The 25,870-nt window shown below is 51.8% G+C and carries 21 protein-coding genes; 6 read left to right on the forward strand and 15 right to left on the reverse strand.

The window, feature by feature from the left end:
• Nucleotides 1-31 precede the first annotated feature (31 nt).
• On the reverse strand, nucleotides 32-1,324 hold the full coding sequence (murA, locus tag ACOQPM_RS21435) for a UDP-N-acetylglucosamine 1-carboxyvinyltransferase (protein ID WP_420632296.1): 1,293 nt from the start codon (nucleotides 1,322-1,324) through the stop codon (nucleotides 32-34).
• A 140-nt stretch (nucleotides 1,325-1,464) separates the two neighbouring features.
• Between murA and ACOQPM_RS21440 the strand changes: the two genes are divergently transcribed.
• Nucleotides 1,465-2,229, forward strand: a complete 765-nt coding sequence (locus tag ACOQPM_RS21440; RefSeq protein WP_420632297.1) for an alpha/beta fold hydrolase — start codon at nucleotides 1,465-1,467, stop codon at nucleotides 2,227-2,229.
• Nucleotides 2,230-2,341: 112 nt separating this feature from the next.
• Here the strand turns inward: ACOQPM_RS21440 and ACOQPM_RS21445 are convergent, their stop codons facing one another.
• Together ACOQPM_RS21445 and rdgB are read right to left on the reverse strand one after the other, a co-directional pair.
• Nucleotides 2,342-2,731 (reverse strand): response regulator, encoded by a 390-nt coding sequence (locus tag ACOQPM_RS21445; protein ID WP_420632298.1) that lies wholly within the window; start codon nucleotides 2,729-2,731, stop codon nucleotides 2,342-2,344.
• Between the two features lie 191 nt (nucleotides 2,732-2,922).
• Nucleotides 2,923-3,534: an RdgB/HAM1 family non-canonical purine NTP pyrophosphatase gene (rdgB, locus tag ACOQPM_RS21450; protein WP_420632299.1), complete on the reverse strand. Its 612-nt coding sequence runs from the start codon at nucleotides 3,532-3,534 to the stop codon at nucleotides 2,923-2,925.
• 188 nt (nucleotides 3,535-3,722) lie between these two features.
• On the opposite strand from rdgB, the gene ACOQPM_RS21455 reads away from it, so the two are divergent.
• The 3 genes from ACOQPM_RS21455 to nadD all read left to right on the forward strand — a co-directional run bounded on the left by ACOQPM_RS21455 (nucleotide 3,723) and on the right by nadD (nucleotide 6,190).
• Nucleotides 3,723-4,241, forward strand: coding sequence for a YceD family protein (locus ACOQPM_RS21455; RefSeq protein WP_420632300.1), 519 nt, complete (start codon nucleotides 3,723-3,725; stop codon nucleotides 4,239-4,241).
• Between the two features lie 94 nt (nucleotides 4,242-4,335).
• A complete protein-coding gene (gene obgE, locus ACOQPM_RS21460) occupies nucleotides 4,336-5,598 on the forward strand; it encodes a GTPase ObgE (RefSeq protein WP_420632301.1) in 1,263 nt (420 codons plus the stop codon).
• Nucleotides 5,591-6,190 carry a nicotinate-nucleotide adenylyltransferase gene (gene nadD, locus ACOQPM_RS21465; protein WP_420632302.1) on the forward strand — a complete coding sequence of 200 codons (600 nt, stop codon included), beginning with the start codon at nucleotides 5,591-5,593 and terminating at the stop codon, nucleotides 6,188-6,190. Before obgE ends, nadD begins: the two co-directional genes overlap by 8 nt.
• Here the strand turns inward: nadD and ACOQPM_RS21470 are convergent.
• Nucleotides 6,187-6,399: a hypothetical protein gene (locus ACOQPM_RS21470; RefSeq protein ID WP_420632303.1), complete on the reverse strand. Its 213-nt coding sequence runs from the start codon at nucleotides 6,397-6,399 to the stop codon at nucleotides 6,187-6,189. The two genes, nadD and ACOQPM_RS21470, sit on opposite strands and share 4 nt — an antisense overlap.
• A 240-nt stretch (nucleotides 6,400-6,639) precedes the next feature.
• Here ACOQPM_RS21470 and ACOQPM_RS21475 point away from each other — a divergent pair, with 240 nt between their 5' ends.
• The gene (locus ACOQPM_RS21475) at nucleotides 6,640-9,537 is read left to right on the forward strand and encodes a response regulator (protein WP_420632407.1); all 2,898 of its coding nucleotides are present in this window, start codon (nucleotides 6,640-6,642) and stop codon (nucleotides 9,535-9,537) included.
• 13 nt (nucleotides 9,538-9,550) lie between these two features.
• On the opposite strand, the gene ACOQPM_RS21480 is transcribed toward ACOQPM_RS21475, so the two are convergent.
• Both ACOQPM_RS21480 and ACOQPM_RS21485 read right to left on the reverse strand, forming a co-directional pair.
• Nucleotides 9,551-10,084 carry a hypothetical protein gene (locus ACOQPM_RS21480; protein WP_420632304.1) on the reverse strand — a complete coding sequence of 178 codons (534 nt, stop codon included), beginning with the start codon at nucleotides 10,082-10,084 and terminating at the stop codon, nucleotides 9,551-9,553.
• Between the two features lie 113 nt (nucleotides 10,085-10,197).
• On the reverse strand, nucleotides 10,198-11,634 hold the full coding sequence (locus ACOQPM_RS21485; RefSeq protein WP_420632305.1) for a TolB family protein: 1,437 nt from the start codon (nucleotides 11,632-11,634) through the stop codon (nucleotides 10,198-10,200).
• Between the two features lie 128 nt (nucleotides 11,635-11,762).
• Here ACOQPM_RS21485 and ACOQPM_RS21490 point away from each other — a divergent pair, with 128 nt between their 5' ends.
• Entirely contained in the window at nucleotides 11,763-12,248 is a 486-nt protein-coding gene (locus ACOQPM_RS21490) for a hypothetical protein (protein ID WP_420632306.1), read from the forward strand.
• 9 nt (nucleotides 12,249-12,257) lie between these two features.
• Here ACOQPM_RS21490 and glpX read toward each other — a convergent pair whose 3' ends face one another.
• The 9 genes from glpX to ACOQPM_RS21535 form a co-directional block, all read right to left on the reverse strand.
• Nucleotides 12,258-13,250, reverse strand: coding sequence for a class II fructose-bisphosphatase (gene glpX, locus ACOQPM_RS21495; protein ID WP_420632307.1), 993 nt, complete (start codon nucleotides 13,248-13,250; stop codon nucleotides 12,258-12,260).
• Between the two features lie 116 nt (nucleotides 13,251-13,366).
• Nucleotides 13,367-15,541: a sulfate permease gene (gene sulP, locus ACOQPM_RS21500; protein ID WP_420632308.1), complete on the reverse strand. Its 2,175-nt coding sequence runs from the start codon at nucleotides 15,539-15,541 to the stop codon at nucleotides 13,367-13,369.
• Between the two features lie 124 nt (nucleotides 15,542-15,665).
• A complete protein-coding gene (locus tag ACOQPM_RS21505; RefSeq protein ID WP_420632309.1) occupies nucleotides 15,666-18,650 on the reverse strand; it encodes a tetratricopeptide repeat protein in 2,985 nt (994 codons plus the stop codon).
• Nucleotides 18,647-20,872 (reverse strand): peptide ABC transporter substrate-binding protein, encoded by a 2,226-nt coding sequence (locus ACOQPM_RS21510; protein WP_420632310.1) that lies wholly within the window; start codon nucleotides 20,870-20,872, stop codon nucleotides 18,647-18,649. The genes ACOQPM_RS21505 and ACOQPM_RS21510 overlap by 4 nt, the downstream gene beginning before the upstream one ends.
• Nucleotides 20,872-22,326, reverse strand: a complete 1,455-nt coding sequence (locus ACOQPM_RS21515) for a peptidase MA family metallohydrolase (protein WP_420632311.1) — start codon at nucleotides 22,324-22,326, stop codon at nucleotides 20,872-20,874. Before ACOQPM_RS21515 ends, ACOQPM_RS21510 begins: the two co-directional genes overlap by 1 nt.
• Before the next feature lie 96 nt (nucleotides 22,327-22,422).
• The gene (locus tag ACOQPM_RS21520) at nucleotides 22,423-23,082 is read right to left on the reverse strand and encodes a metallophosphoesterase family protein (protein ID WP_420632312.1); all 660 of its coding nucleotides are present in this window, start codon (nucleotides 23,080-23,082) and stop codon (nucleotides 22,423-22,425) included.
• Nucleotides 23,079-23,384, reverse strand: a complete 306-nt coding sequence (locus ACOQPM_RS21525; protein WP_420632313.1) for a nucleotide pyrophosphohydrolase — start codon at nucleotides 23,382-23,384, stop codon at nucleotides 23,079-23,081. Before ACOQPM_RS21525 ends, ACOQPM_RS21520 begins: the two co-directional genes overlap by 4 nt.
• A gap of 53 nt (nucleotides 23,385-23,437) precedes the next feature.
• Nucleotides 23,438-24,454 (reverse strand): type I glyceraldehyde-3-phosphate dehydrogenase, encoded by a 1,017-nt coding sequence (gap, locus tag ACOQPM_RS21530; RefSeq protein WP_420632314.1) that lies wholly within the window; start codon nucleotides 24,452-24,454, stop codon nucleotides 23,438-23,440.
• Nucleotides 24,455-24,552: 98 nt separating this feature from the next.
• Nucleotides 24,553-25,860, reverse strand: a complete 1,308-nt coding sequence (locus ACOQPM_RS21535) for a gluconeogenesis factor YvcK family protein (RefSeq protein ID WP_420632315.1) — start codon at nucleotides 25,858-25,860, stop codon at nucleotides 24,553-24,555.
• Nucleotides 25,861-25,870 lie beyond the last annotated feature (10 nt).

Here is a 25,870-nt window from a genome sequence, read left to right on the forward strand (position 1 = left end):
ATAAATGATCCGGCGAGAATTTGCGCGAATCTTATGAAACGCGTGCTATTTTTGCCCCCAAACCTTGCAATTTCTGTTCAATTTGCTCATATCCTCGATCAATCTGCTGGATATTGTGAATGGTGCTTTGCCCTTTGGCACAAAGTGCAGCCAAAACCATGGCCATCCCAGCCCGAATATCCGGGCTGGGCACGCCATGCGGGCTGGCATTCAGTTGGTTGCCACCTAAAATCATTACCCGATGCGGATCGCACAGCACAATGCGTGCGCCCATAAAGGTGAGGTTATCTACAAAAAAGAAGCGGCTTTCATACATCCAATCGTGCAGCAACACGGAGCCTTCTGACTGTGTGGCAATGACCACAGCAATGCTCATCAGATCGGGTGGGAAGCCTGGCCAGGGCATCGGCTTGATTTCTGGAATACGGCCGCCCAGCGCTGGCTTTATTTGCATGGATTGATTAGCGGGCACGACAATGTCGTTGCCGTCATCAACCCAGTGGATACCCAATTTTTCATACACAATACGAATCATGCCCAAATTTTCTGGCTGAGCATCCTGAATGCGAATTTCGCTACCAGTAACGGCCGCTGCGCCAATAAAGCTGCCCACTTCCATAAAGTCAGACCCTATGCGGAATTCGCCACCATCAAGCCGATCTACACCCTGAATTGACAACCGATTGCTGCCGATGCCTTCTATTTTGGCGCCCAGGCTGTTTAGAAAGTGGCACAGATCGCGCACATGTGGTTCACAGGCGGCGTTGTCAATAACTGTTTCGCCTTTGGCCAAAACTGCGGCCATAACACTGTTCTCGGTGGCGGTGACGCTGGCTTCTGGCAACAGCAGGTAGCCCGCGCCGTGCAGTCCGTCGGCGTTCATGTGGAACAGGCCGCGCTCTTTCATCTCTACGGCCGTTCCCAAAGCCTCTAGTGCAGTGATGTGGGTGTCTAACGGCCGTCCACCAATCACATCGCCACCAGGCAGCGGCAGCGTTACTTGCCCCATCCGCGCCAGCATCGGCCCAGAAAAGACAAACGAGGCCCGGATTTTGCTGGCCAACGTGCTGTCCAGCTCCGTTTTTTTAATGTTGGCAGCTCGAATGCGCCAGCTACCATTGCCCAGGTCGGTTACCTCCGCGCCTAAATCAGCCAGTAAATCCAGCGTAAAAACAACATCCTGAATGTGCGGAATATTGTGCAGCACGACAGGTTTGTCGGTGAGTAAGCAGGCGGGCAGCAGCTTGAGCGCAGCATTTTTATTGCCACTCACCGTCACCGTACCGCCGAGGGTGTAGCCCCCTTCAATTACAAATCGTTCCATGATTTTTCCTTTTTCTGCGGTTCTCTTCCGGCTGAATTCTAACGGGCAGGCCAGCAGGGAACAAATTGAAAAAACGAATGCTCACCGACAGCTAAACCGATGGTTCTTGCTCAGTAATCGCCTGGTGATACACTGATGCCATGCCAATGATTCAGTTGCCTCAAGCGGATCTATTTTATGCAGCGCACCTACCTCCAGATGCCCAACAAACAGTGGTGCTTGTGCATGGGGCGGGTGGTTCGCGCCTGGTTTGGCCTGCCGCATTGCGACGTTTGCCTCACACGGCCGTTTACGCATTAGATTTGGCAGGACACGGCCGTTCCCATCCGCCGGGTCGCCAAACCATTACCGCTTACGCTCAGGATGTGCTTGATTTTATAGAAGCGCTATCGCTGCAAAATGTTTTTCTTTTGGGGCATTCAATGGGAGGCGCGATTGTGCAGCAGGTTGGGCTAGCGGCTCTACCAAGCGTAGCCGGGTTAATTTTGCTAGGCACAAGCGCCAGGCTGCGCGTTTCATCCAAAATTTTGGGAGCCATTGAAGCTGATGTGGAAACGGCCGTTGATCTGCTAAACCGTTTTTTCTGGAGCGGTACGCCAGCAGCAGAGATGCTCACCAAAAATCGGCAGATGATGTTGGCCTGTGCGCCGGAAGTGCTGCTGAATGATTTTTTGGCGTGCGATCAGTTTGATTTGCGGGGACGGCTATCAGAGATTTTGTTACCAACTCTGGTGCTCAGCGGCGAAAATGACCAGATGACGCCGCCTAAATTTGGTCAATTCTTGGCAGAACAGATACCAAATGCTGAATATGTTCTCATTAAAGAGGCTGGCCACATGATGATGCTGGAAGAAGCAGAAAACGTGGCCTTGGCAGTGCAAAATTTTGTAAACAGCTTGCAATGAACTACCCCGCCACAAGTAGCGGGGTATTCAATCCCTTTAGGGTAAAAAAAATCGGCCGTTTCCCACAGAAGCGGCCGTTCTCAAACAATCCAGGTACACAATGCAGCATACGTTAATGCAGCACAATCGCCCGCTTAGACAGCACGCCAGATACTGTTTGTAGAAGCTGATCGGCCGTAAATGGTTTGGGTAACGAGTCGTCGGCGATGCCACGTAAGCCAGTGACCAATTCATTGTTGCTAGCCCCACTAGAGATAGCAATGATGGGAATGGACTTGGTATCGTCATCCTCGCGCAGCTTTTTGGCGGCGGCAAAGCCATCCAAAATCGGCATTTCGGCATCCATCAGCACAATGTCGGGATGTTCTTCATGCGCCAAAGTCAAGCCATCAGCTCCATTTTCTGCTTGCAGTACGCGCGCATTGGGGTAAGCCATTGTCAAAAAATCACTCAAAACCATACGGACGGCCGTATTATCATCTACCACTAAAACCGCTTTCATCTTGTCACTCCTTCTATAAACTATAGACAATTTACGAACAGTCTGCCAATATGTCTAAAGTGTGCCGGAAGAAACGGCCGTTTTCTGTGAAGCATCCCGCAATGCAACCGCTCAAACTGCTACAGCCAGGGTGTTGGGTATTAACACAACACAACCGTCGCCTAATTTACAGTTCATTTCTGGCAGCCAAGCTAACCAATGTCACTTCTCAGCAAGGCGCGCAGGCGCGGCACAATGGCCTGCACCGCCCGCCCCCGATGGCTGATTTTGTGCTTCTCAGCCGGGCTCAGTTGCGCCATCGTCTGCTGGTGCGTCGGCAAATAAAAGATAGGATCATAGCCAAATCCACCGTCGCCAACAGGTGCCAGCGCAATCCTGCCTTCACATACGCCTTCAGATTCGCCCAAAATGGTACCGTCCGGCGCAGCCAACACAATAACGCAGCGAAAGCGAGCCGCGCGCTGAGGTTCTGGCACATGCTGAATTGCGGTGAGGAGTTTTTGGTATCTTTGAACGGCCGTTAACCCCACACCCCCGTACCTTGCCGTATACACACCCGGCGCGCCATCTAGGGCATCCACTTCCAAACCATAATCATCTGCCAGCGTCAGCAAGCCTGTTTCCGCTGCGTATGCCCGCGCTTTGAGGACGCTATTCTCGCGGAAGGTAGTGCCGCTCTCCTCAACATCCTGCATCACGCCCACATCATCCAGACCGAGCCATTCAATCTCCAAATCTGCCAACATCTCGGCAAATTCCACCACCTTGCCCTTGTTATGAGTCGCTACCAAAAGTTTTGTCATTTATGAGCCTTTTTCTTGTTTCTTAGCAAACCACAGAAAGTATCCTGAAAGCCGACGAAAGATTTCCATGTGGTTTGCTTAAGTAAAAGCCAGATTTGCTCTCAATCTAATTCAAGACATTTTTTGGCTTTTACACAGAGGCATATGTTATACTCCAATCCTAAATTTTTCCGAAGGGAGGGACCCCCATGACAAGTAAACGCCCTTCCCGACTGCGCTTCAATTTTGGCTTCTTTTTAGAAGCCTCTCTGGGTACAAGTCGGACAATTGAACTGAACTATCCCACCATTCAGGTAGAAGATTTAACCTTAAGTCCTCTAGCCGGAACCTTTACCGCAACGCGCACCTCTGAGGGCGTTTACCTCAGCGGCACGCTGAACAGTACTTTAATTAGCCAATGCGTGCGCTGTTTGGAAGAAGCAACCGTTCCCATCGCTATGAAGTTAGATGACCTGTTTTACTATCCTGCTCATACCGCGCCACAGGGAGAGTACAGCATTGGCGAAGATGGATTCATGGATCTAGCGCCGCTGGTACGTGAGTTAACTGTGCTAGAAACCCCAATCCAGCCAATTTGCCGCCCGGATTGTGAAGGGTTGTGCATGGTGTGTGGGCAAAATCTAAATGAAGCAGATTGTCGCTGCGAAGCCAATCCAATCGATCCGCGCATGAGCGCGTTACAGCAGCTACTCAACTCTAAAGATTAAACCTTATGCGCTCACTCAGAAGTTCAACTTTTGACAAAAGTTGAACTTCTCTGGGTAGATTAGCATAGCTGTGTAAGTTCTAAAGATAACTATCATGTTTTTTGATCAAGCCAAGATTTACATTCGCAGCGGCAATGGGGGCGACGGCATGTTGAGCTTTCGCCGTGAGAAGCATGTGCCGTTTGGCGGTCCAGACGGTGGCGATGGCGGCGACGGTGGCGACATCATATTTGCTGCCAGCCGCCATCTAAACAGCCTGATGCGGTTTAACCGCCAAGCACACTTTAAGGCTGGGCATGGCAAGCACGGCAACACGCAAAAGCGCAACGGCAAGCGGGGCGAGCATTTACGGATTGAAGTGCCGACTGGCACGGTCATTCGAGATGCCGAAACGAGCCAGGTATTGGCTGACATCACCTCTGAAGAGCAAGAAATTACGGTGTTAAAGGGGGGCAAAGGGGGGCGTGGCAACATCCATTTTGCCAGCAGCGTGAACCAGGCACCCCGCATTGCAGAACGTGGGGAGCCAGGCAATGAGCTATGGGTTACGATGGAGCTGAAATTAATTGCCGATGTGGGGATAGTGGGCGTACCAAACGCGGGCAAATCCACGCTGCTTTCGGTGATTAGCGGGGCCAGCCCGAAGGTGGCTAACTACCCATTCACCACTTTGCAACCCAATTTGGGCGTGGTTGAACTGGATGATTTTGAGACGTTTGTGGTGGCGGATATTCCAGGCCTGATTGAGGGGGCGGCCAGCGGTGTGGGGCTGGGACACGATTTTCTACGCCACGTAGAGCGCACGCGCGTGCTGATTCATTTGCTGGATGGCGCAGCGAAGGAGCCGCTGGAGGATTGGGCGATGATCAATCAGGAGTTGGCTTTGTATGACATTGCGCTGGAGAAACGGCCGCAGCTCGTCGTCCTGAACAAGATGGATTTACCGGATGCCATTGCCTGGGAACCGCTCATCGAGGAAGAAATCAAAAAAGCAGGATATTCCTTCATGTCAATTTCTGCAGCAACGCAGCAAAATGTGCGCCAGATGCTGTACCGGGTGCGCCGCATGTTGGACGAAGCGCCCCCGGCCAAAACCCGCCACGATGATGAAATTGCGGTGATTCGCGCCGAAAATGAGGAAGGGTTCTCTATCGAGCGTGAAGGAGACGGCTGGCGCGTACGCGGCAAGCAGATTGAGCGGGTGGCAGCGATGACCTATTTTGAGTTTGATGCCACGTTGCTACGCTTCCAGAAGATTTTGGACTCTATGGGGATTTCGCAGGCGCTTACAGAAGCGGGCGTGACAGAAGGCGATCTGGTTTACATTGGCGAAGAAGAGTTAGAGTGGGGTGAGTAGAATTGGGCTGTTGGGGGGAACGTTTGACCCGCCGCATTGGGGCCATTTGTGGCTAGCAGAACTGGCACGGGTGGAGCTAGAGCTAGACAAGGTGCTTTTTTTGCCAGTGGGGAACCCGGTGCATAAACAAAGGAGGGTGATTACGGCCGTTCCTCACCGCCTCCACATGGTTTCTCTGGCAATTCAAGACAATCCCCACTTTGTTCTGGACACGACAGATTGCAACCGCTCTGCGCCGCACACCACCGTGACGCTGCTGCCGCTGTTGCGGCAAGCATACCCAAATGCTGATTTTTGGCTACTCATTGGCGGGGATTCGCTACGCGATTTGCCAACCTGGGTGGAACCGACTCGGCTCATTCAACAATGTCGGTTGGCAGTACTCATGCGGCCTGGCGCGGAAATTGATTGGCAGGATTTGGAAACGGCCGTTCCTGGCATAGAAACGGCCGTTGACCTGCTAGATGGCCCTACACTTTCCATTTCAGCCACGGCCATTCGCCGCTGGGTGCAAAACGGGTTTGAGCCAACTTATTTGCTGCCAACGGCCGTTGCCAAATACATTCAACAAAACCACCTTTACGCCGGTTAATCCGACGTGTCTTTTCCCTCTTCACTAGCAGATGGTTGCGGCGCATACCGCTTCATTTGAGCCATTGGCACCTTTATCATTTTGCGGCAGTTGATACATTCAACTGTATGATATTTTTGCTTCTTTTCCGCAGATTTTGCCACAGCATCCGCCAAATAATCACGGCTTAAATTAAACGATTGACGGCAATAGTTACAGCGAACATTCATAACAGTCTCCCTTTGGATAATCTAACCTCATTGTAGCTGGTTTGGGACTGTGCAACCAAAATTGTAATCATTATCCGCAACTTCAGACTAATGTTACAATAGCTGCAAGGAACAGATGCTACATTTCCCTCACAACATATCTCCAATCTTTTTAAGATAGAAAATCACATTCTTATGCAAAATCTCCGCTCACTTGGACAAAATCAACTAAATTCTCTGCGTAATCATATCTTGCTCATTGTGATTCTCATTGGCATTTTACCAATGGCACTGGTGGGCTCCTGGCTAATTTACCTGGAAAGTCGTTCGCTGGAGGAGCAAGCAAACCGAGAATTAACAATTGTTGCTCAAAACTTTGCAAACCGAATGGATACGTTTGTCGGAAATTTGCTGGCCGATGCCCAAGCGGGCGCCGCCCTGCCAGGCATTTATGATTCACCAGAGCACCATCAACAAACGCTGCTGCACATGTTTAGCGCTCATTTCTCATCCTACGGCCAGGTTGCCATCATCAATCCAGATGGTCAAATAGAACTTGTGGCCAAGCCCCAGGAATTAATCAATATCAACCACATTCCATCTTTTCAGCAGGTGGTCGCAACAGAAAAACAAGCATGGGTAATTGCCCCTGCCTTATTCAACGATAATCTCTTGCTGCATATGCACACCCCCATTTTTGACGATGACGGCCGTTTCACGGCAGTTCTTGGCACCCCGGTGCCGCTAGGGAATTTAACCGACATTCTAAGAGATATAGACAGCGGCCTTGCCTTTGTGGTGGATGAAACTGGCCAGGTTTTGCTGCACCCTGATCCAGAACAAGCCGCCGCCCGCACCGATTTTGGCCAATGGTTTTTTGATGAAAACGGCCGTCCGCCACAACAATCTGGCAATGTCACCTACACATGGCAAGAAACAGCTTTTACAGCGAGCTACTCACCTATAGAAAGTCTGGGCTGGACAGTGATCGTAGCCCGTCCTGAAAGTGAGGTGAATATCCCCATAAGAGAAGCAACAAACCAGCTCGCCTATGGCCTCTTGGCAACGGTTTTAATCGGGTTAACCCTTACCTTCTTTTTCTCTAACTTCATCACTCGTCCGCTTCGCAATCTTGCCCTAGCCGCGCATCAGTTTGGCGAAGGCGACGCCACCATTCCACTATCCCAACCAAATCGTGTATCCAGCGAAATCAAAATTTTGATTAACACCTTCAGCACCATGCGAACGGCCGTTGCCGAACGAGAAGCCGGCTTGAAACAAAGCGAATCCCGCGTCAAGGCACTTATCAATACCATGCCAGACACCCTCCTGCGCTTGGATCAGCAAGGCACTATCCTGGATGCCAAACTCCCGGAAAATGCACCTTTTGCCAAAGCCACAAGCCCGGCTATTGATCAAACCCTGGAAACCTACTTGCACAATTTGGGTGACGCCAATTTTGCCACTGAAATAGAAGGAACTTGGCAGCAAACCCGGCAAACCAACCAAATACAGCTAGTCGAATCAACCTTCGCTGCCGCCAACCAATCCTACAGCATCGAAGCCCGCTTTGTACCCAACAGCGAACACCAGGATGAAACCCTGCTTATTTTGCGGGATACTACCGACCAAAAAGAGGCCGAAGCCTCCATTCGCAAACTACTTTCTGCTCTGGAAGCCTCCAGCGAAGGCATGGCCATCCTGGATGAAAACCAAATATTTGCCTATGCCAACAACGCCTACGCCAAAATAAATGGTTATGCCTCCCCCAACGATATTATCGGCCAAGCCTGCACCAAAATTTACAGTTCGCAACAGCACCATCAACTGCTCAACAACATTGTGCCAATTGCACAGAAAAACACAGTGTGGCGAGGCGAATTTGAAGTTACCAAGCCAGACAGCAGCACTTACTTGCAAGAGCTATCGCTGACCCCATTAAGTACAGGGGAGTTTGTTTGTGTCATTCGGGACATTACCCAACGCAAAAAGTCAGAAGAAACCATCCGCGAAGCGCAAAAACTAGACAATCTTGGCCTGCTGGCTGGCGGTGTAGCGCACGATTTCAATAATTTGCTCACAGGTATTTTAGGTCATGCAACAATCGCTCAGGAACTATCTGAGCCTGGAACAGCCACAAATAACCAACTAAACAAACTGGTATCTTCTGCAACCAAAGCTGCTGACTTGACGCGACAGCTATTAGCATATGCTGGCAAAGGTGTCTTTGAAGTCAAAGCAATCGATCTGAATCAACTCATTCAAGAAAACATAGGGCTGCTGGAAACCGCCCTGCCTAACAAGGCCGAGATTACATTGGATTTGAACCCAAATATTGGTAGTGTTGAAGCAGACAGCGGACAACTTCAGCAAGTGCTCATGAACCTGGTAATCAACGCGGCCGAATCGTTTCATTCAGATGGTGGACAAGTTAAAATTCAAACATATGCTCAGAAAATTGGAGCGTCCGATGCAGTTCATAACCAACCAATGCTTGTTGGGGGAATGTTACTGGAACCCGGAAACTATGTTTGTCTGGCGGTAGAAGATAATGGTGTGGGTATTGAATTGGATAAACTGAGCAGAATATTTGACCCATTCTTTTCTACCAAAGAAACAGGGACAGGGTTGGGGCTTTCGGCAACCCTGGGTATTATTCGCTCACACAAGGGCGGCATTCAGGTTGAAAGCAATTTAGGAGAAGGTAGTTGCTTTATTGTTTATTTTCGAGCTTCCGACCAAGAAGCAAAAGAGTTGGTACAAAAAGAGATGAAAGGATCAACTATTTCTGGCGTTGCACTTGTTATAGATGACCAGGACGCAATTTTATCTGTCGCTGAAGATATGCTAACGGCACGCGGTATGAAGGTCATGCTGGCCAACAGTGGCCCAAAAGGGCTTGAACTTTTTCAGGCGCATCATGAAAGTATTGACGTGGTGCTACTAGATTTGAAGATGCCGGGTATGGGTGGAGATGAAGTGTTTGTCAAGCTAAAAGAGATCTCACCCGGCGTGCGGGTCATTGTTACATCGGGATATAGTGAACAGGAAACCCTGGATTACCTAGCAAACAACCAAGATGTAACATTTCTGCAAAAACCATACAGGTTCCGCTCGTTGACAGAAACAGTCATGTCTATTCTACAACAATCGCAATAAGCTCCAAACCGAATCACCAAGAAAATTTGTAGCGAACCCCTTCGGGGGTTTTTTGCTCTTGCCAGCCAAACTGCTTCAGGTTAATGTCGGCTCGGTGGCCAAAGCTGTGCAGCTTTTCTGCCAGGACAGGCTGGGCATAGCGGGCGGCTTCCGCAAATAGATCTGCTGGGGATTGGCCAATCTTTTTGGCACAATGATGGTAAACCGCTAGGCTCACATCCACATTCCGCTTGGGGGGAATAATGTAGTTGGCAATGACCGCACCGACCAAGCCAGCAAAGAGCCAGTCGCGGCTATCTTGACGAACCGCTAAGGTGGCGGCCCGATGCCCAAAAATGCCAAACACGGAGCGATGCTCCTGCGCCAGAGAAAGCTGAAACTGTTCTTGTTCTACGGCCGTTCCCCGCAAAAATCGGCCGACAATGAGCTTTAGCCGCTCATCTGTGGTAGAAGGGATGGGTTCAGCATAGTAGATGACCACCTTCAGGCCAGACAAATATTGTTGGGTTTCATCGGTAAAGGTACGAAAAGCATTCCCATTTTTCATGCGCGATTTTCTCCTCTGCGAATAATTTTGCCACAGAGACCACAGAGAACAGAGAGAATTCTGTTGATTTGCATAGGTGATCGTGCACTGTAGCATGAAGTCTCCTCACATAGTTAGCGGGGACTCCAAAAGGGCATTGTCCCTTCTGCCAAAAACCGTTTTTGGCCGGTTGCAACGTTGATGATGTAGATTTGGTTACGGCCGTCTTCCAACATCGGCAATACCAACGCACTGCTGTCCGGCGACCAGAGGCGATGGCTCAGCGCGTACTGATCGAAGAAAGGCAAAAACTGGGTGGCAAAGGTAAATGTGGGAACAAAATTGAATAACACCCGGCCTTCATCTACCATCAAATCATAAACGAGCAGGCGTAATTGGGGCAAATTTTGCTGCTGATTGGGCTTGCCAAGGGCCCCTTTGCCATCTAGCCAGGCATTGATATCTCCATCGCCACGGCGCAAAGTACTAATGGCAGCTAGGTAACGGCCGTCTGGCGACCAGAAAAAGGCCAGGATCGGTTCATTGCTAATTAACTCCACCTCGCCCGTTGCTGCATCCAGCAAGCGCAATGGGCCAATAAAATTGGTGCTGTCTGGATCAGTGCCATTGGTAAACGCGAGCTGATTGGCGGCGGGATTCCAGGCCAGGGCAACTAACCCAGCATGACGCTCCTGCACCGTTGTCTCAGATTCCGTATCAACCACCACCAGGCTACTGTTGCCTGTCATCACCTCGGCATATGCTAGGTAACGGCCGTCTGCTGAGATGCCTGGTGCCTGGAAGAAACCCGGCGGCGCAATACTGTCTCCGGTGCCGTCCCCCACCGCTGAAATCAGCTCCAGCCGGGATGCCTCGCCAGAAAAGCCGCTGTGAATAAGCATCTGCTCACTGTTGGCTGTCCATTGCCAATATAGGGGGCCACCAATGGTAAGCAAGCGGCTCTCGGCAGAGCCGTCTGCCCGCACCAAATGCAGCCCCATGCCGTCTGGATGGCTGGCCAAAAAGCTCACCTGGCGGCTGTCTGGGGACCAGTACAAGTAAAATGGACTTTGCTCTTGATCTGTGTAAAGTGGCTCCGGCGTACCATCGGGTTCTCCTGCGTCAGCCAGCACAAATATCCCCGCCCCACCCCGATTGACGCCAATTGCCGCAACGGAACGGCCGTCTGGCGACCAGGCCGGAAACTGAAAGCGCGGCGAGCCGCTGGTGAGCATTCGTGCATTACTGCCATCTGGCGACAAGGCTACAATCTGGCCACTACTGGTGACGTAGGCAATACGGTTCACGTCGTCTGCTGCTTCAGTGGCTGAGGCTTCAACTTCGGCAACGTCCGTCGGTTCGGGAGGAACGGCCATTGTTTCCACAATGGGTGCGTCAATCTCATCCGGCTGCGGCTGCTCCCGAAAGAATAAGAACCAAATGGCCCCACTAGCTGACATGAACAGCAACGCCAACACCACAGTGAGGGTCAGAGCAATTCGGCAACCGCTGGGTCGCTGCGGTTCTGGCATGGCTACCAGCGGTTCACGTCCAGGATCAAAATTGGTCATAAGGGTTACTCCAAATTTTTAGCCTCTCAGCAAATAATATATACCGATGTGTCGTTTTAGGTTTGTTAATTCTAATCCAATACCAACCTTATGGGTGAAAACGGATGCTTGGTGCTAAAATTGGGGGCATGAAAGAATCTTCAATTGAATCAACGACAAGTTCTGAGCTGCCGCGGGATGTACGGTCCCCATTTATTCGACGGGCAGGCACCATTTTGGCAATCTCGTATCCGGTATTGGCGCTTTCTACGGGATTTCGTTCAGTCTACCAGCTCTTTCTAAAAGAGGGCGTAACAAGTTACACAGGCCCTGCCCTGAGTGCGGTGGCAGCTCTTTGTTACCTGACGGCCGCAATTGGATTTGCTTACCGTCGTCGCTGGGCATGGTGGCTTTCTGTATCAGTGCTGGGCTTCGAAACGTTGATGACGCTGGTGGTAGGGACGCTAAGTGTGATCAACCCTGATTTGATTGGCAGCACCGTATGGCGGTTGTTTGGCATTGATTATGGCTTTTTCCCGCTGCTGCAACCGCTGCTGGGCCTCGCTTGGCTATTTCATCCAGAGACGCTGCAATCTTACGGGATACGGCCGTCTCCCACCCCCACCAATTCATAAAACCACACGTTATAGATGGGTGCCGTGTTCCGCGTGAATGAAGCGGCGAGTCCCCGTCTCTGAACGAATAAGGAGGGAGTGGGTGGAAGCATAGTTACCCCAAAACTCCATTGACCGCAGGAGCGGACTGCCGGTAATGCTGGTGGCAGCAAAAAAGATTTGGTTACTGTTTACCAATTCTGAGCAAGTCAAAATACGATTCTCATCCAGGTCTGCTTCCTGAATAGTGCTCCTTTCTGCGCTATCCTGAGGCGTTAGCCGAGCCAGCATTGCCCCCCCACATGCTTTGACAGCACACGCAGCCAGCACCCCCTGAGATGTACCCCCAATTCCCATCAACACGTCTACGCCTGCGTCATTGGTTGCCGCCAAAAGCGCACCGGCTGCATCGCCTTCATCGCGCAGCATCACACGGGCACCGCTTTCACGTATTTCGCTAATTAAATCCTGGTTGCGTGGCCGCTCTAGCACAACAACGGCCAAATCACGCACAGACTTTTTTTTGTGGCGGGCAATGAGCGCCAGCGTCCAGGCGGCGGGCGCATCCATACACTGGGGCACCAGGGCATCTGCAGCGTTCTGATCCACCACGATTTTCTCCATGTAGCGGGCAGGCACCGGAGACCAAATAGTGCCGCGTGGGGCAATGCCAACCACCGAAATGGCACCAGGCTTGCCGCGAATGAGTAGGTTTGTCCCATCAATGGGGTCTACCAGAATGTCCACTTCTGGCCCGGAGCCAGTGCCTACGTGCTGTCCGCTGCACAAGGGTGACTCTTCTCCCAGCCGCCGCTCTTCGCCAATGATAATGCGGCCATCAATCTCTAAGGTGTTCAAGGCGTCGGCCATGGCCCGCGTGGCGGCTCGGTGGGCGTTAGCAAAATCGCCTGACCCTACCCAATGACCTGCTGCCAAAGCGGCCGTTTCTGTTACCCGCACTAAATCTAACCCAACATTGCGGGATAACTGTTCATCATAAAGTTGCGTTTCTGTGTCACTCATGCTCTTTTTTACCAATTTAAGTGTGCCACAGTTCAAAATTGGAGAAAGAAAACTGTGGCATCTCAAGGTTTGGCGGTTTATTCCACTGAATTTTCTATAAAAAAACCTCCAAACGCTTAGCGGTCAACAGCTTCTAGCAAGCCCGCAGATTGCCAAGCCAACATGCCGCCCTGCAAAACCTGCACGTTCAGACAGCCGATATTTTGCAAGGCGGCGGCGGCACGGCGGCTACGACGGCCGCTGCGACAAACTAGCACAATCTGTTTATCTGCAGGTAGCTTTACATCGGTTGATAATATTTTGGGCAAGGGAACCAACGTTGCTTCTGCAATGTGCCCCTGCCGGAATTCACGCGGTTCTCGTACATCTACAACGTAGGGAACGGCCGTATTTGCCGTCTCCTCATTCCTTCCATTGGCCGGATATAACTGCTGCCAGAGATGCAAAGGTTCCACAAACATGATGTGCTCAGACTCTGTCTCATCCATCAGCGGAATTCCGGCCAAATCAATCCGCTTCGGCAAATTTTGGCATTCGCGGAAGGCTCTTATGGGGCATTCATAAATACAAACAGCCGGGTCTAGTTCCTGGTAAAAAATCTTGCCAATGGCCTCATCTTCATCCAAGATATGATTTTCACCTAAAAAAGAGTCAAACTCAGATGATAGCATCATCTGCTTGACCCGGTAATTGGTACCAGCCATAAACACATCCCCGCCCTTGTCCCGATACATGCGTACTAGGGTTTCTAGCATGTGGATGCCGCTAAAATCACAAGTGTTCACATGATCCAGACGCAACAGCAAAAAACGCTGCTCTGGGTGGGCATCTGCATAATCTGTAATAAACTCTTCTACGTAATTGACAGCTCCAAAATAGAGGTCTCCGTATACTTCGATTATTGCCAGTTGGGGGCAAGGTGATTTATCTGGCCGGTAGATGAAATGGCTGAAGGTATCATCTGGTAACACAGTTTGAATTCGCGGGGTGCTGGTGCGCCAAATATACAACCCAAGCGAGAGGATAATGCCCAACAAGACGGCAAATTCAATCTCTAAAAACAGCGTTCCCACCAGGGTTGTTACCATGATGGAGGCATCTCCAGGGTGGCTGCGCCAAATACGGGCAATCTCTTCTTTGTCAATCATGCCATAGGCAGTGACGATGAGAACACCAGCCAGCGCAGCAGTAGGCAAGTACGCGGCCAGGGGTGCCAGGGTAAATAAGGCGACGATCATAAAAATGCCGGAGAAGATGGCTGCCATAGGTGATTGGGCACCCGCTTTGAAGTTTACGGCCGTTCGTGAAAACGAACCCGCCCCTGGGTAACCAGAAAACAGCCCCATGAAAATATTGGCCATCCCCTGCCCCACAAACTCCTGATTGCTGTCTAGCCGCTGCCCCGTTTGTGCTGAAACAGAGCGGGCAATGGCTGTGGTTTCTACCAGGCCAATGGCGGCAACGGCCAACGCTCCGGTAGAAAGCTGAGAGATAGTCTCCAAATTAAACAGAGGCAAATCGGCCAACGGGGGTAAACTCTTTGGCAGTTGGCCGATTACCCGTACGCCAGCTTCATCCAGCCGCAGCAAAAAAACAGCCAGCGAAGCGATCATCATGGTGATGAGGGCGGCCGGCAAGCGATTGTTAATGCGCCGCAAGATAACAATGAGCAACATTGTGCCCAGACCGATTACGGCCGTTTGCAAATGAGAATCAGGCAGATTTGCCACAATACCTGCTAAGGCTTCAGCAATATTGTGGCTTTCAAAAGAGATGCCCAGCAAGGGACTCACCTGCTTGATAGCAATAAGCACCCCCGCCCCACTGGCAAACCCCACAATGACAGAATGAGAAACAAAGTTCACCAACATGCCCAGGCGAAACAGCCCCATGAGGAGCTGAAAAAGCCCTACCATCACTGCCAGCACCCCGGCAGCAATGGCAAACTCCGCTGTGTCCGGGGCAACCACAGCCGCTAGTGAGCTAAACACCAACAGTGAGATGGCGTTGGTGGGGCCAGTGTGAATCTGGTTAGAGGAACCCCAAAGCCCCCCAACTACTGCACCCAAAATGGCAGCGTAAATGCCCATTTGCGGCGGCAATTCGGCAATGAGGGCAAAAGCAATGGCCTGGGGCAGCAAAATAACCGTGACGGTTAAGCCAGCCATTAGGTCGGGCCGCAAATTGCTGCGATTGTAGGTGCGAAAAAGGGTGGCGGGTCTTTGTAAAAATTGGATAGCAGGTGCTATTGTTTGCTGGAGGTTGAACCGCGATCCCAGCTCGGCGAACATGCTGCAGCTCCTTCCTGTTTAACGAAATATTCGCCAAAGAGTGTACGCCGCTAGAAAACGGCCGTCAAGCTAAAATCGTCAGAAATCGTATTTCTTAGATTGTATTCTTTTTCAGATTACTTGCTTACTCTAAAAATTGGATAGATCCGATGATCTCCTCATAAATTGGCAAACTTTCTTCAAAGAAATCCTCATTAGATTCTATAGTAATAAACCAAGCAACATTGCCTACCAACACAATATGCTGCCGTCCCAGGTAAACTAATTCTACACCTAGTCCTTCCTGAACTGTTAGTTCGTAGTTAAAAATAAAGGCTGGGTTGCCAGCTACTTCGCCAATATGGCTGTCTAGCATCACAATGCCATTCGATTGGTTTACATTCTCCGCCACAATGATGGCAACGTCATTGACGGTAAGCCCAGCCACTCCATCAACCTTGAAAAGGTTGATGCTTTGAACGCCGTCTAACGTCTCGGCAACCGCAACAAACAGGAATTCATCATCTGGGCCAAGCAACGGCCGTTCCCACGACGCTGGGTAAGAAATTTGGAAACCAGCCACCTCATCGGTAAAGGTTGCCAGGCCATCAGCAGCTACCAGCAGCCCATTGTCTACCGCCAACCAATATTCTGCGTCGCTAATAAACTCAATGACGGTACTACTCTCCACAATTTGTTCGAAATCCGCCTTGTAACTGTCGTCGTCTCCAAAATTCAAACCCGCTATCGCCCGGCCAAACAGCAATCCTTCATTATCTTCATCCTCAGCAATGGCAGTCGTAAATGACGCTATGGCTTCCTCAAACCGGCCAAGATACAGTTCCATATTGGCTTGCAGGGCGTAATCATTTGCGTATTCTGGCTTATTGCCCAGCCAAAGGTGGTATTGCCGCTCGGCTTCAGCCATATCCCCTTCCTCCAGGGCGATGAAAAAGAGCGTCTGATGAACCTCGTAGGCATCTTGGTCTAGTTCCCAAACCTTTTCGGCCGCTCTGGCTGCTTCTGCATACCTTTCTAAATTCAGCAACGCATCTGCCTGAATAAAGTAAGCAAACCCCAGGTAGGGATTCAACTCAAGTACCCGGTCTATTTCGGTCAACGCCTGCTCGTTATTGCCTTCAAAGACGTGGACAATAGCAATAAGCAAATGCGCGAGGGCATCTGTCTCATCTTCGGCGATGAGTTGGTGGGCAATTTCCCAGGTTTTTTCATTTTCATTGGCGACGAGAATGTAATAATAGGCTAAATCGAGGCGAGCGCTACGGCCGTCTTTTGTTGCCTCCATCGCTTGCGACAAATAGTCAAATTGCAGGTCTGAATCATTGTTGGCAGCCGCAATTGCCGCCAAGCCAGCAAGGGCCGCTCCATTTTCCTCATCCAGTTCCAAAGCCGCCTCAAAATCGGCCTCGGCCTGCTCTAATTCATGAATACTCAAATAGAAATAGCCACGCGGCAGGTAAACATTTGAGCGCTCTGGCAGCAATTCAATCGCTTTGCTGTAGGCAGCCAGGGCTTGTTCATCGTCTCCAACAGCTTCTTCGTAGTAAAACCCAGACAGGATGTGAACAGCAAACCAATCAGGCCATTTTTCTAGCAGCTCCTGCTGAATCGTTTCCAGATCGGTAAAATCATATCTATCCCCATGTGCATAGGCCAACCCCATGATTGCTGGCCCAAATTCTGGGTTTAGCTCAAGGCTGGTTTCTAAGTCGGCAACAATTTTTTCCCAATCGCCCTGGTAGGGATAGAAATGTGAGCGGAAAAGGTAAAATTCAGGACGGCCGTCATCCAAAGCAATGGCCTGGTTCATCAGGGCAAAGGCAAGCGACCAATCTCTATCTTCGGCTGCCGCCATGGCCTGGACCCATTTGGTGGCAGGGGCGTTGGGTTGGGCAGCAACGGCCGTTTCTGCCGCAGCTATTATTTCCTCAGTGTCATTCAATTCGACCAAATTGTACGCCCGCAGCGCCAGTGCCTCCACATCTTCTGGATTGTGCATTAGTGCCATTTCCAGCATCTCTAGCGCACCGTGAACATCCCCCTGCCAGGTGAGCAACGCCCCCTGCACGGTATAGGCCAACCCCACAGCGTCATCAATGGCTATCGCTGCCTCCGCCTGCGCCTGGGCAGTGTCATAATCGGCTTGGCGGTATGCCTGCCAGGCCAGTGCCGCCTTCGGCCAGGCCAAAGAATCATCCAGTTCCAGCGCAGCTTCTGCTTCGGTAATGGCCTGCTCCCAATCTCCCTGGGCAAAATAGATTTGCCCCCGCAAATCGTACAGAGCGGCCTGGGTTGGTTCGTCAATTGCATCTTCAAGTTGCAGCGCTTCATCAATGGTAGCCAGCGCATCTGGCCAACGACCAGCGGCGGCCAGCAGATGCGCTTTTTGCGGCAGCAGGCGGCCTTGCTGGGCATCCGCCAACTCGGTTTCCAGTGCGAGGGCTCGGTTGATAGCAGACAGGGTTTGCTCTGGTTCTGAGGCGGCAAAGCTGTACTCGGCCTGCACGGTGTATAGCTCGGCAACGGTCTCTTCTGGTAGATAGTTGACAAGTTCTAGGGCGGCGGCAACGGCCGTTTCCTGCTCATCATCTGCCACCAGATCATCCGGCAACAAGGCCAGCTTGGCATGTAGCTGTGCCAGCAAATGATCCGGCACAAATTCTGGCTGGGCAAGGGCACTCTCGGTGTCGGCCAATGCCAGTTCCCATTCCTCATCGTCGTAATGAACCAGGGCACGGTAGGCGAAGATGTCTATCTGATTGGAGTCTAGCAATAGGGCAGCGTCAAAGTCGGCCAGGGCAGGCCGCTGTTCTTGCTGCTGAAAGTAGGCGACCCCACGCAGGGCGGTTGCTTCAACGATATGCTGGCGCAAGAAGGGCGGCCACTGGTTAATGACCGCGCTGAATTCGGTAACGGCCGTTTCCCAATCACCAGCAGCAACGGCCGTCTGCCCCGCCTCCCAATGCCGCGTTTCAGTCTGACGGACAGCAAAAGCCCCCCCCAGCAGTCCCAAAATTAACAGGACTGGCAGCGCCCACAGCCAACGGCGGAGGCGTTTGGGTGCAGGTTCGTTCAAAACAGGCGTCGTTTCTGGTAAATTATCCATCATTCACCTTCCCCAGCGTCAGAATTCAGGGAAACATAAGGGACAAAGTTGGCCCCAATGGGAGCCAGCACGTACCCCTCAACGCGGTCGCTCACCAACACATCCGTTACGCTATGCAACAGGGGTATAGCCACAGCATCTTCCAAAAGCCGCGTTTCGATAGTTTGATACAGTGCCAAACGCGCCGCTACGTCCAGCTCTACCCGCGCTTGCTCCAGCAGGGCATCAATTTCCGGATCGTTAAAGTTGGCCACGTTAAAATCACTTTCACTGTGATACAAAATGTCTAAAAAGTTTTGCGGATCGGGGTAGTCGGCACACCAGCCGTAAACAGCCATGTGGCTTTCATTTTGCTGTAGGCTATTGGTGAAATTGGATGGCGGCACATATTCGATGGTCACATCTGCCCCCAAAATCTCACGCCAATTTTGAATCATGGCGTTTAAATCATCCCGCTCCTGGCTGCTGCTGCCCCCTACGCTCAAGATAACGGGCGGTAAGGCATCAGCGTAGCTAGAAGCTGCCAAAGCTGCCTGCGCCAACGCTGCATTGGCGTGTACGTCTGCTTGCGCCTGAGCCAAAGTGAGGGAGTATCCGGGCATGGCTGGCGGCAAAATGGTGTCGGCACGTACATCCAGGCCATCGGCTATGATGGTGTTGTAAGCGTCTTTATCTACCGCCAGGGCAAAGGCGCGGCGTACCTGCACGTCGTCGAACGGGGGCAGGCTGTTGTTCATTTGCACCAATGTGGTACACATGGACGTGCCAGAGACGTGCTGGGCATTGAGCGGGTCAGACGGCAGTCGAACATCTTGCGCGTCTAGCGATCCCAAAAAGATTTGGTCTACTGTACCAGACTGAAACAAGCTCAACGGCTCTACAAAATCCAGGAAGTAGAGTACGTTGGCCACCGCTGGCGGGGTGTGGTAATTCGGGTTCCGTTCAAAAATCATCACTTCCCCTTCCCGGTATTCCAACAAATCATACGGGCCGCTGGCATTTGGCTCTAAGGCCCACTCTTCCAGATCGCTGTTGGCTACCTGGCGTCGGTCTACAATGTAAGAGGTTGGGTAGGTGAGCTTGGCCAGAAAGTAGGGCTTGGATCCGTCTAGCGTTACGATCAATGTTCGATTGTCTAACACATCCAGACCAGAAATATTTGGCGCTCGGCCTGCCAATCGTTCATCAGCCCCTACAATATCGCCCAAATAGGTTGCGGCCGTTCTGGATTCAATTGAAGGGTTGGTGGCTCGTTCCCAGCTATAAACCACATCGTATGCAGTGAGTGTACGGCCGTCGGCAAAAGTTAATCCCTCGCGCAAGGTAAAGGTGTACACGGTGCCATCTTCAGACACATCCCACCGCTCAGCAAGATCAGGCACAATTTGCAGGTCTGGGGTGAGGCGCACCAGGCCGCTGTACAGTAGCCCCACGTACCCAGCAGCGGAGCCGGTTGTTCTGGCCGGATCTAGAGAAGCCAAAAATGGATCGCCACTTAGCAGCAGCAGGGTTTCGTCACGGTTGAGGCCGTAGAGGGTGCTGTTGTCTGTTGTAACCTGGTTCACCATTGCATCCAGCGTGGCCAGGCGAGCCTCTATATTTTGCGGGGCTCCAATTGCAGATAAACGAAAGTATCGCCCATCAATAAAAGCGTAGGCGAGGTAAAAACCAAAGGTTTGACCATTTTCATCTGTCCCGTGGAAAATGGCACGCTGGGCAGGGGTGTCGCTGGCAAAAGTCACATCCTGCTCGGAGATTGTTTCAACATCATCCAGCTCAAATCCTTCAGTAAATTCGCCCAACGTATCGTCCCGCAGTGCGTCTGGGGAGTCATACTCATCTGCCAAATCGTAGTCTATGGTGACAACCAGCTCAAAACCGGGATCTCTGAAGATGACGAGGGTATCTAGTTCTGCCTCAACAAGCCAGATGGTTGGGTAAATGAACCGAAGACCGTCTCGTTCACGCACGTAGACGCCTTCTGGCACGGCCGTTGCTACGCGGGTGGGGATGATGAGGTCGGTAACGGCCGTTGGGGTGGGTTCCAGCGTCGGAATCGCTGCCCCGGTTGGGCTGGGAATAGGCGCAGGCGTATCGGCAAAGCTGTATGCCTCTGGCGCATCTGGTTCCCAGTCAGCTAGTTGCCGTGCTGGGCCGGGTTCGGTTTGGCAGGCAACCAGCGCCAAAAACAGGAGTAGCAACCAAATTGGTTTTCTTGTTCGCATCAGGAATCTCTCTTTCTTCGCTGGCGGAAAAATAGCGCAGCAGCGACCAACAGCACAACGGCCGTTCCGCCACCCCACCAAATCCAGCTTGGCTGGCTAGCTTCTGGCTCAACAGCGGCCGTTTCAGCGGCAGGTGGTTCGGGTGGCTCAGGCGTCGTCAATTCAGCAATTTCTTGGGCAACGGCCGTATCTGTGGCCGGCGGTGTATCGGTGGCGGTGGGCGTTTGGGTGGGCAGGGGCGTTTCGCTAGGCAGTGGCGTTGGCGTATTCAGCACGGGTACGCCACCCAGCGCCACTGTTGCAATTTGTGTTGGGGTCGCTTGCAGCGAGAGGGCATCTGCTTCTGAAGTGGGCGTGGGGGCATAGCCAACGGCCGTTCGCCATTCCGCGTCCACACCATTCGTATCCAAACCGTAAACAACCGTCAAGGCATCATCAATGGCGTGCCCCGACTGAATTGTCAGCAGCAAGTCGAGCATTTGTTTGGTTCCGTACGTTTCAATGAGGTACTTCACCACCTGCCCACTTTGCGTGTACGCTTCAGAGGCGCTATCTTTAAAGGCAGAAAATCCATCTGACAGGGACCGCAGCGTGGGCAAACGGCCGTTTTGCAACGCCAACTCTATCTGCGCCACCGCTGCCGGATCTGCTTCCCCCTCCGCATACCGCGCCAACCCCTCGCTGAGCCAAGTAGGCAAGCGCACGCCTCGGCAGTTAAACGTCAACATGCCCTCAACCAGATGTGTTAATTCATGGGGAACAATACGGCTAGCCCAATCCAGTTCATTTGGGGCCACCCCCAGCACTGTTGCATTGTATTCAGGAAAAGCCACCCCGCCCGTCCACTCAGGCACACCAAATATCACATTTTGCACATCGGCTGCCGTTGGGTAAAACCACAGGGAAATTGGTTCGATGGCGGGCAACCCCAGTTCATTTTCCAAACGCGCCAAGCTATCGGTGGCTTCTTGCAGCAGCGATTCGCCAAAATTGCTGTTCCCCACATACCAATGTACCGTCACGTCCCCGGCGTTTGCAGATTGCCAATCGTGGTTCTCATCTTCAACAATGAGCTCCTGGCGGTCAATCGTGAACATGTTGCCCTCAACATCCACAATTTCCCACTCCCACCAAACGGTTACGCCCGGCGGTAATGAGCCACTTTCGGCCAGAAACCAATCCCAAAAAGCAAAGATGGTGGTGCTTTCAGGTACATCAATTGGTTGGCGTACGCTGCCCTGCTGGCAGGTACGGCCGTTCACCCCATAAATCAACGTCACCGACTCAACGTCTATTTCATGCGAGGCAAACAGTTGGAAGTTCACCGCAAAAGGGTAATGAGCGAACGCTTCATTGAGTGTGATTTCTAATGAATCTTGGGCAGCAACAGAGGGCGAAACAACCAAAAGGATGAAACTGAGAACAACGAAGACAAAGGCGCGATAATATTTCATTGACAATGGTTTGATTACCTAGGCACATTGCAAAGGATAGAATTGCAAAAGATTATGGACTAGAAAATCAAATTTATCAATGAGTAACGTCAGTGATTACCTATGCTTTTCCGCAGGTTTGGGCAAATTATTAAAATCCAAGATGCAATAAGGATATACATTCACAATAGTTGTTTCTTCAAATTTTGAAACCGTCACAGTATCCCGGCGGTAAATGTGAATATGCCCGTGTAGCATCAGGCGGGGCTTTACCCATTGCAGCAGGTTTCGCATGATCTTGAAGCCCGTGTGGGGAATATCTGGCTTGTCGTGGATGCCAAAAGGCGGGGAATGAGTAACGAGGATGTCCAGGAAACGGCCGTGTCGCAATTTATTCTTCAGCAGCAGCGGCAACAGTTGGGCCACCTGGTAGCGCATCTCTGGCTCGGAATACATAAACGGGGCATGGGGACGGTAGCGCATTGACCCTTCCAGTCCGGCTAAAAGCAACCCTTCACGCTGCACGGAACGGCCGTGAATATCATCCCCCCCATTTACCTGCTCTAAAATGCGCCCCTCAACCGTGTATTGTGGCCCCTTGTCGTGGTTGCCACGCACATACACCAATCGCCGATCTAATGCCGATACTAAAAATTCCAAATAGTAAAAGGGCAGGTCGCCACAACCAATAATGAGATCGATGTCCGGATACTTTTGACGCACATCAGCACAGTAAAGCTGCTCCATCACTCGGTCGCTGACCGCCAAAATCTTCATGGGTCAGGCCATTCTCGGTGCTGGTTAATTGCTAGCTTTTGCAAAATTGCTTCTTCCAGATTGATGCCACTGATACTGGCCAACTGCAACAGGTATAAGGCCACATCCGCTAGCTCACCTGCCAACTCTTCTGGCTGGGTAATCGTTTCACGCCACTGAAAATGCTCCAATATTTCGGCAGCTTCAATAGCTAGCGAAGCAGCTAAATTTCGTGGCGTTTGCGGTTTTGGGGAATCGGGGTCGTACCAGCCCTTGCTGCGTACAAAGTCGTGCATCCGGGCTTCCAGTTCTTTTAGTTCCATTTGTAAAAAGACCTGTCAGGTTTGTAAAACCTGACAGGTCTGGCAAAACAATTTTACAGTTTCCCTGCTACAAAGGCCGTCAGGTCAGCCAAACGAACTGAGTAGCCCCATTCGTTATCGTACCAGGTGACAACCTTCACCATGTTGCCGCCCATCATGTCGGTAGCCAAACCGTCAATGGTAGAGGAAGCCGGATGGCCGATGATGTCGCTAGAGACGATTGGGTCTTCTGTGTAATCAAGAACCTTGCCCAGCCAGCCGCCACTCTCAGAAGCAGCTTTGAAGGCAGCGTTTACTTCTTCTACGGTGGTGTTCTTGGAAAGAACGGCCGTAATGTCTGTAACAGAGCCCGTCACCACAGGAACCCGCATCGCCATACCGTTGATCTTGCCGTTTAGCTCTGGCAATACTAGGCCCACTGCTTTAGCCGCGCCGGTGGTGGTGGGGATGATGTTCGTGAACGCAGTCCGCGCCCGACGCAAATCCTTACTAGCCACGTCCAGAATGGCCTGGCCGTTGGTCACGGCATGAATCGTGGTCATCAGCGCATGTTCAATGCCAAATGATTCGTGCAGCACCTTGGCCGCAGGTGCCAAACAGTTGGTGGTGCAGCTTGCGTTAGAGAAGATGTGGTGCTTGGCCGGATCATATGTTTCTTCGTTAACGCCCAACACAAAAGTGGCGTCCATCCCCTTACCCGGTGCAGAGATGATGACCTTCTTAGCACCCGCATCCAGATGTTTGCTGGCATTATCCCGATCACGGAAGACACCGGTGCATTCCAGCACGATGTCTACGCCCAACTTGCCCCAGGGCAACTTGGCAGGGTCGCGCTCGGCGAAGGTGTTCAGCTTTTCGCCATCCACGTAAATACTGCCATCTTTGGCTTCGACTTCACCGGGGAAACGGCCGTAGGTCGAATCATATTTCAGCATGTGGGCGTTGGTTTCTACGGGCCACAAATCATTGATGCCCTCAACATCCAGCACGTCCCGATAATTCTCGTAAATTGCCTTGTAAACCTGTCGGCCAATTCGGCCGAACCCATTGATACCAATTTTAACTGTCATGGATTTCTCCTTTAGTGAAATTCTTCAAAACTAAAATATTGTACCTCGGACACCAACTACCGTTCAGGGTCGAATGTCATGCTGAACGGTGCCAGGTATCACGATAGCAGACGCATCACCGCTTGTGCCAGTTTTGCGCCATCATGCCGCCAGGGTCGGGCTTCATCTACCAAATCAGCCGTAACCATCGGCAAATTGTCCGGCGGGGTTAGCTGAACGTAAATTGTGTTGCCGCCGCCCCGATCCGGGGGAATGGACAGGTTATCGTTGGCGAGAACCAAATCCAGGCAGCCAGTGGGAATGTGTTGGAAAAGGGTGACTACATGATCAGCCACGCTGTAATTATCCGTCTCTCCGGGCTGTGTGGCAAGGTTACAAATATAAATCTTTGGGGCGCGGGCATGCAGCAGCGCTTCGGCCAGGTCTGGCACCAGCAAATTGGGCAAAATGCTAGTATACAAACTGCCCGGCCCCATCACAATTAGGTCAGCTTGGAAGATGGCCTGCAGCGCGGCAGGGTAGGCCCGCACGTTGTCAGGTTGGAGGGTTACTTGTTGGATACGGCCGTCCACCTCCGGTATCTTACTCTCCCCCACCACCCGCTGTAGCGTGCCATCTGGCAGCAAAATATCTGCTGCCAGAACCACATCCGCCAGGGTAGAGGGCAGCACCCGACCGCGCAACGCCAAAACCCGCTCCGCCGCCAACAGCGCTTCATCGAAGCTGCCCGTAATGCCCGTGAGTGCCGCCAACAGCAAATTGCCAAAGGCATGGCCCTGCAACGGCGAATGCCCATTGTCGCCAATGGCTGCCCCAAAGCGATATTGCAACACCTGTGTCATCAACGCCTCATCCCGCGATAAGGCGGCAATGTTGTTGCGAAAATCCCCCGGCGGCAGCAAACCAAACTCCCGTCGCAAACGGCCGCTACTGCCCCCATCATCCGCCACCGTCACGATGGCCGTGATATTGCGCGTGTACTCTGTCAGGCCACGCAGCAGGCCAGGCATCCCCGTGCCGCCACCAATGGCCACAATGTTTGGCCCACGACGGCGGCGGCTGTGTTCGTAAATGCGCTCGGCCACGCTGTCATTTGGTATTTGGAACGGAGCCGTCAGCGTTCGGCCTAAACGCATCACGCCAATGAGAATCAGCACCCCACCCAACAGCAATGGCAAAATAATCTGCCACGGTGCAGGCAAAAATTGCAGCGTCAGCACATCATAAACCGAGATGGGGAGCCAACTTTGCCGTTCCAGCAAGAAGAGCAAATTGACAAGGCCGAGGCTGGCAACGGCCGTTCCCACTCCCAACAACAGGAGCCAACGCTTTAATCCCATACCGGGCGTAAACCAGCGGCTGCTGGAAAAAAAGAGAAATCGCTTAAACGGAGCTATTTTTCGCACAGCGCGATTC

Origin of the sequence: Candidatus Leptofilum sp., assembly GCF_965223525.1 — a bacterium.
In the GTDB taxonomy this organism is placed as follows: domain Bacteria; phylum Chloroflexota; class Anaerolineae; order Promineifilales; family Promineifilaceae; genus Leptofilum.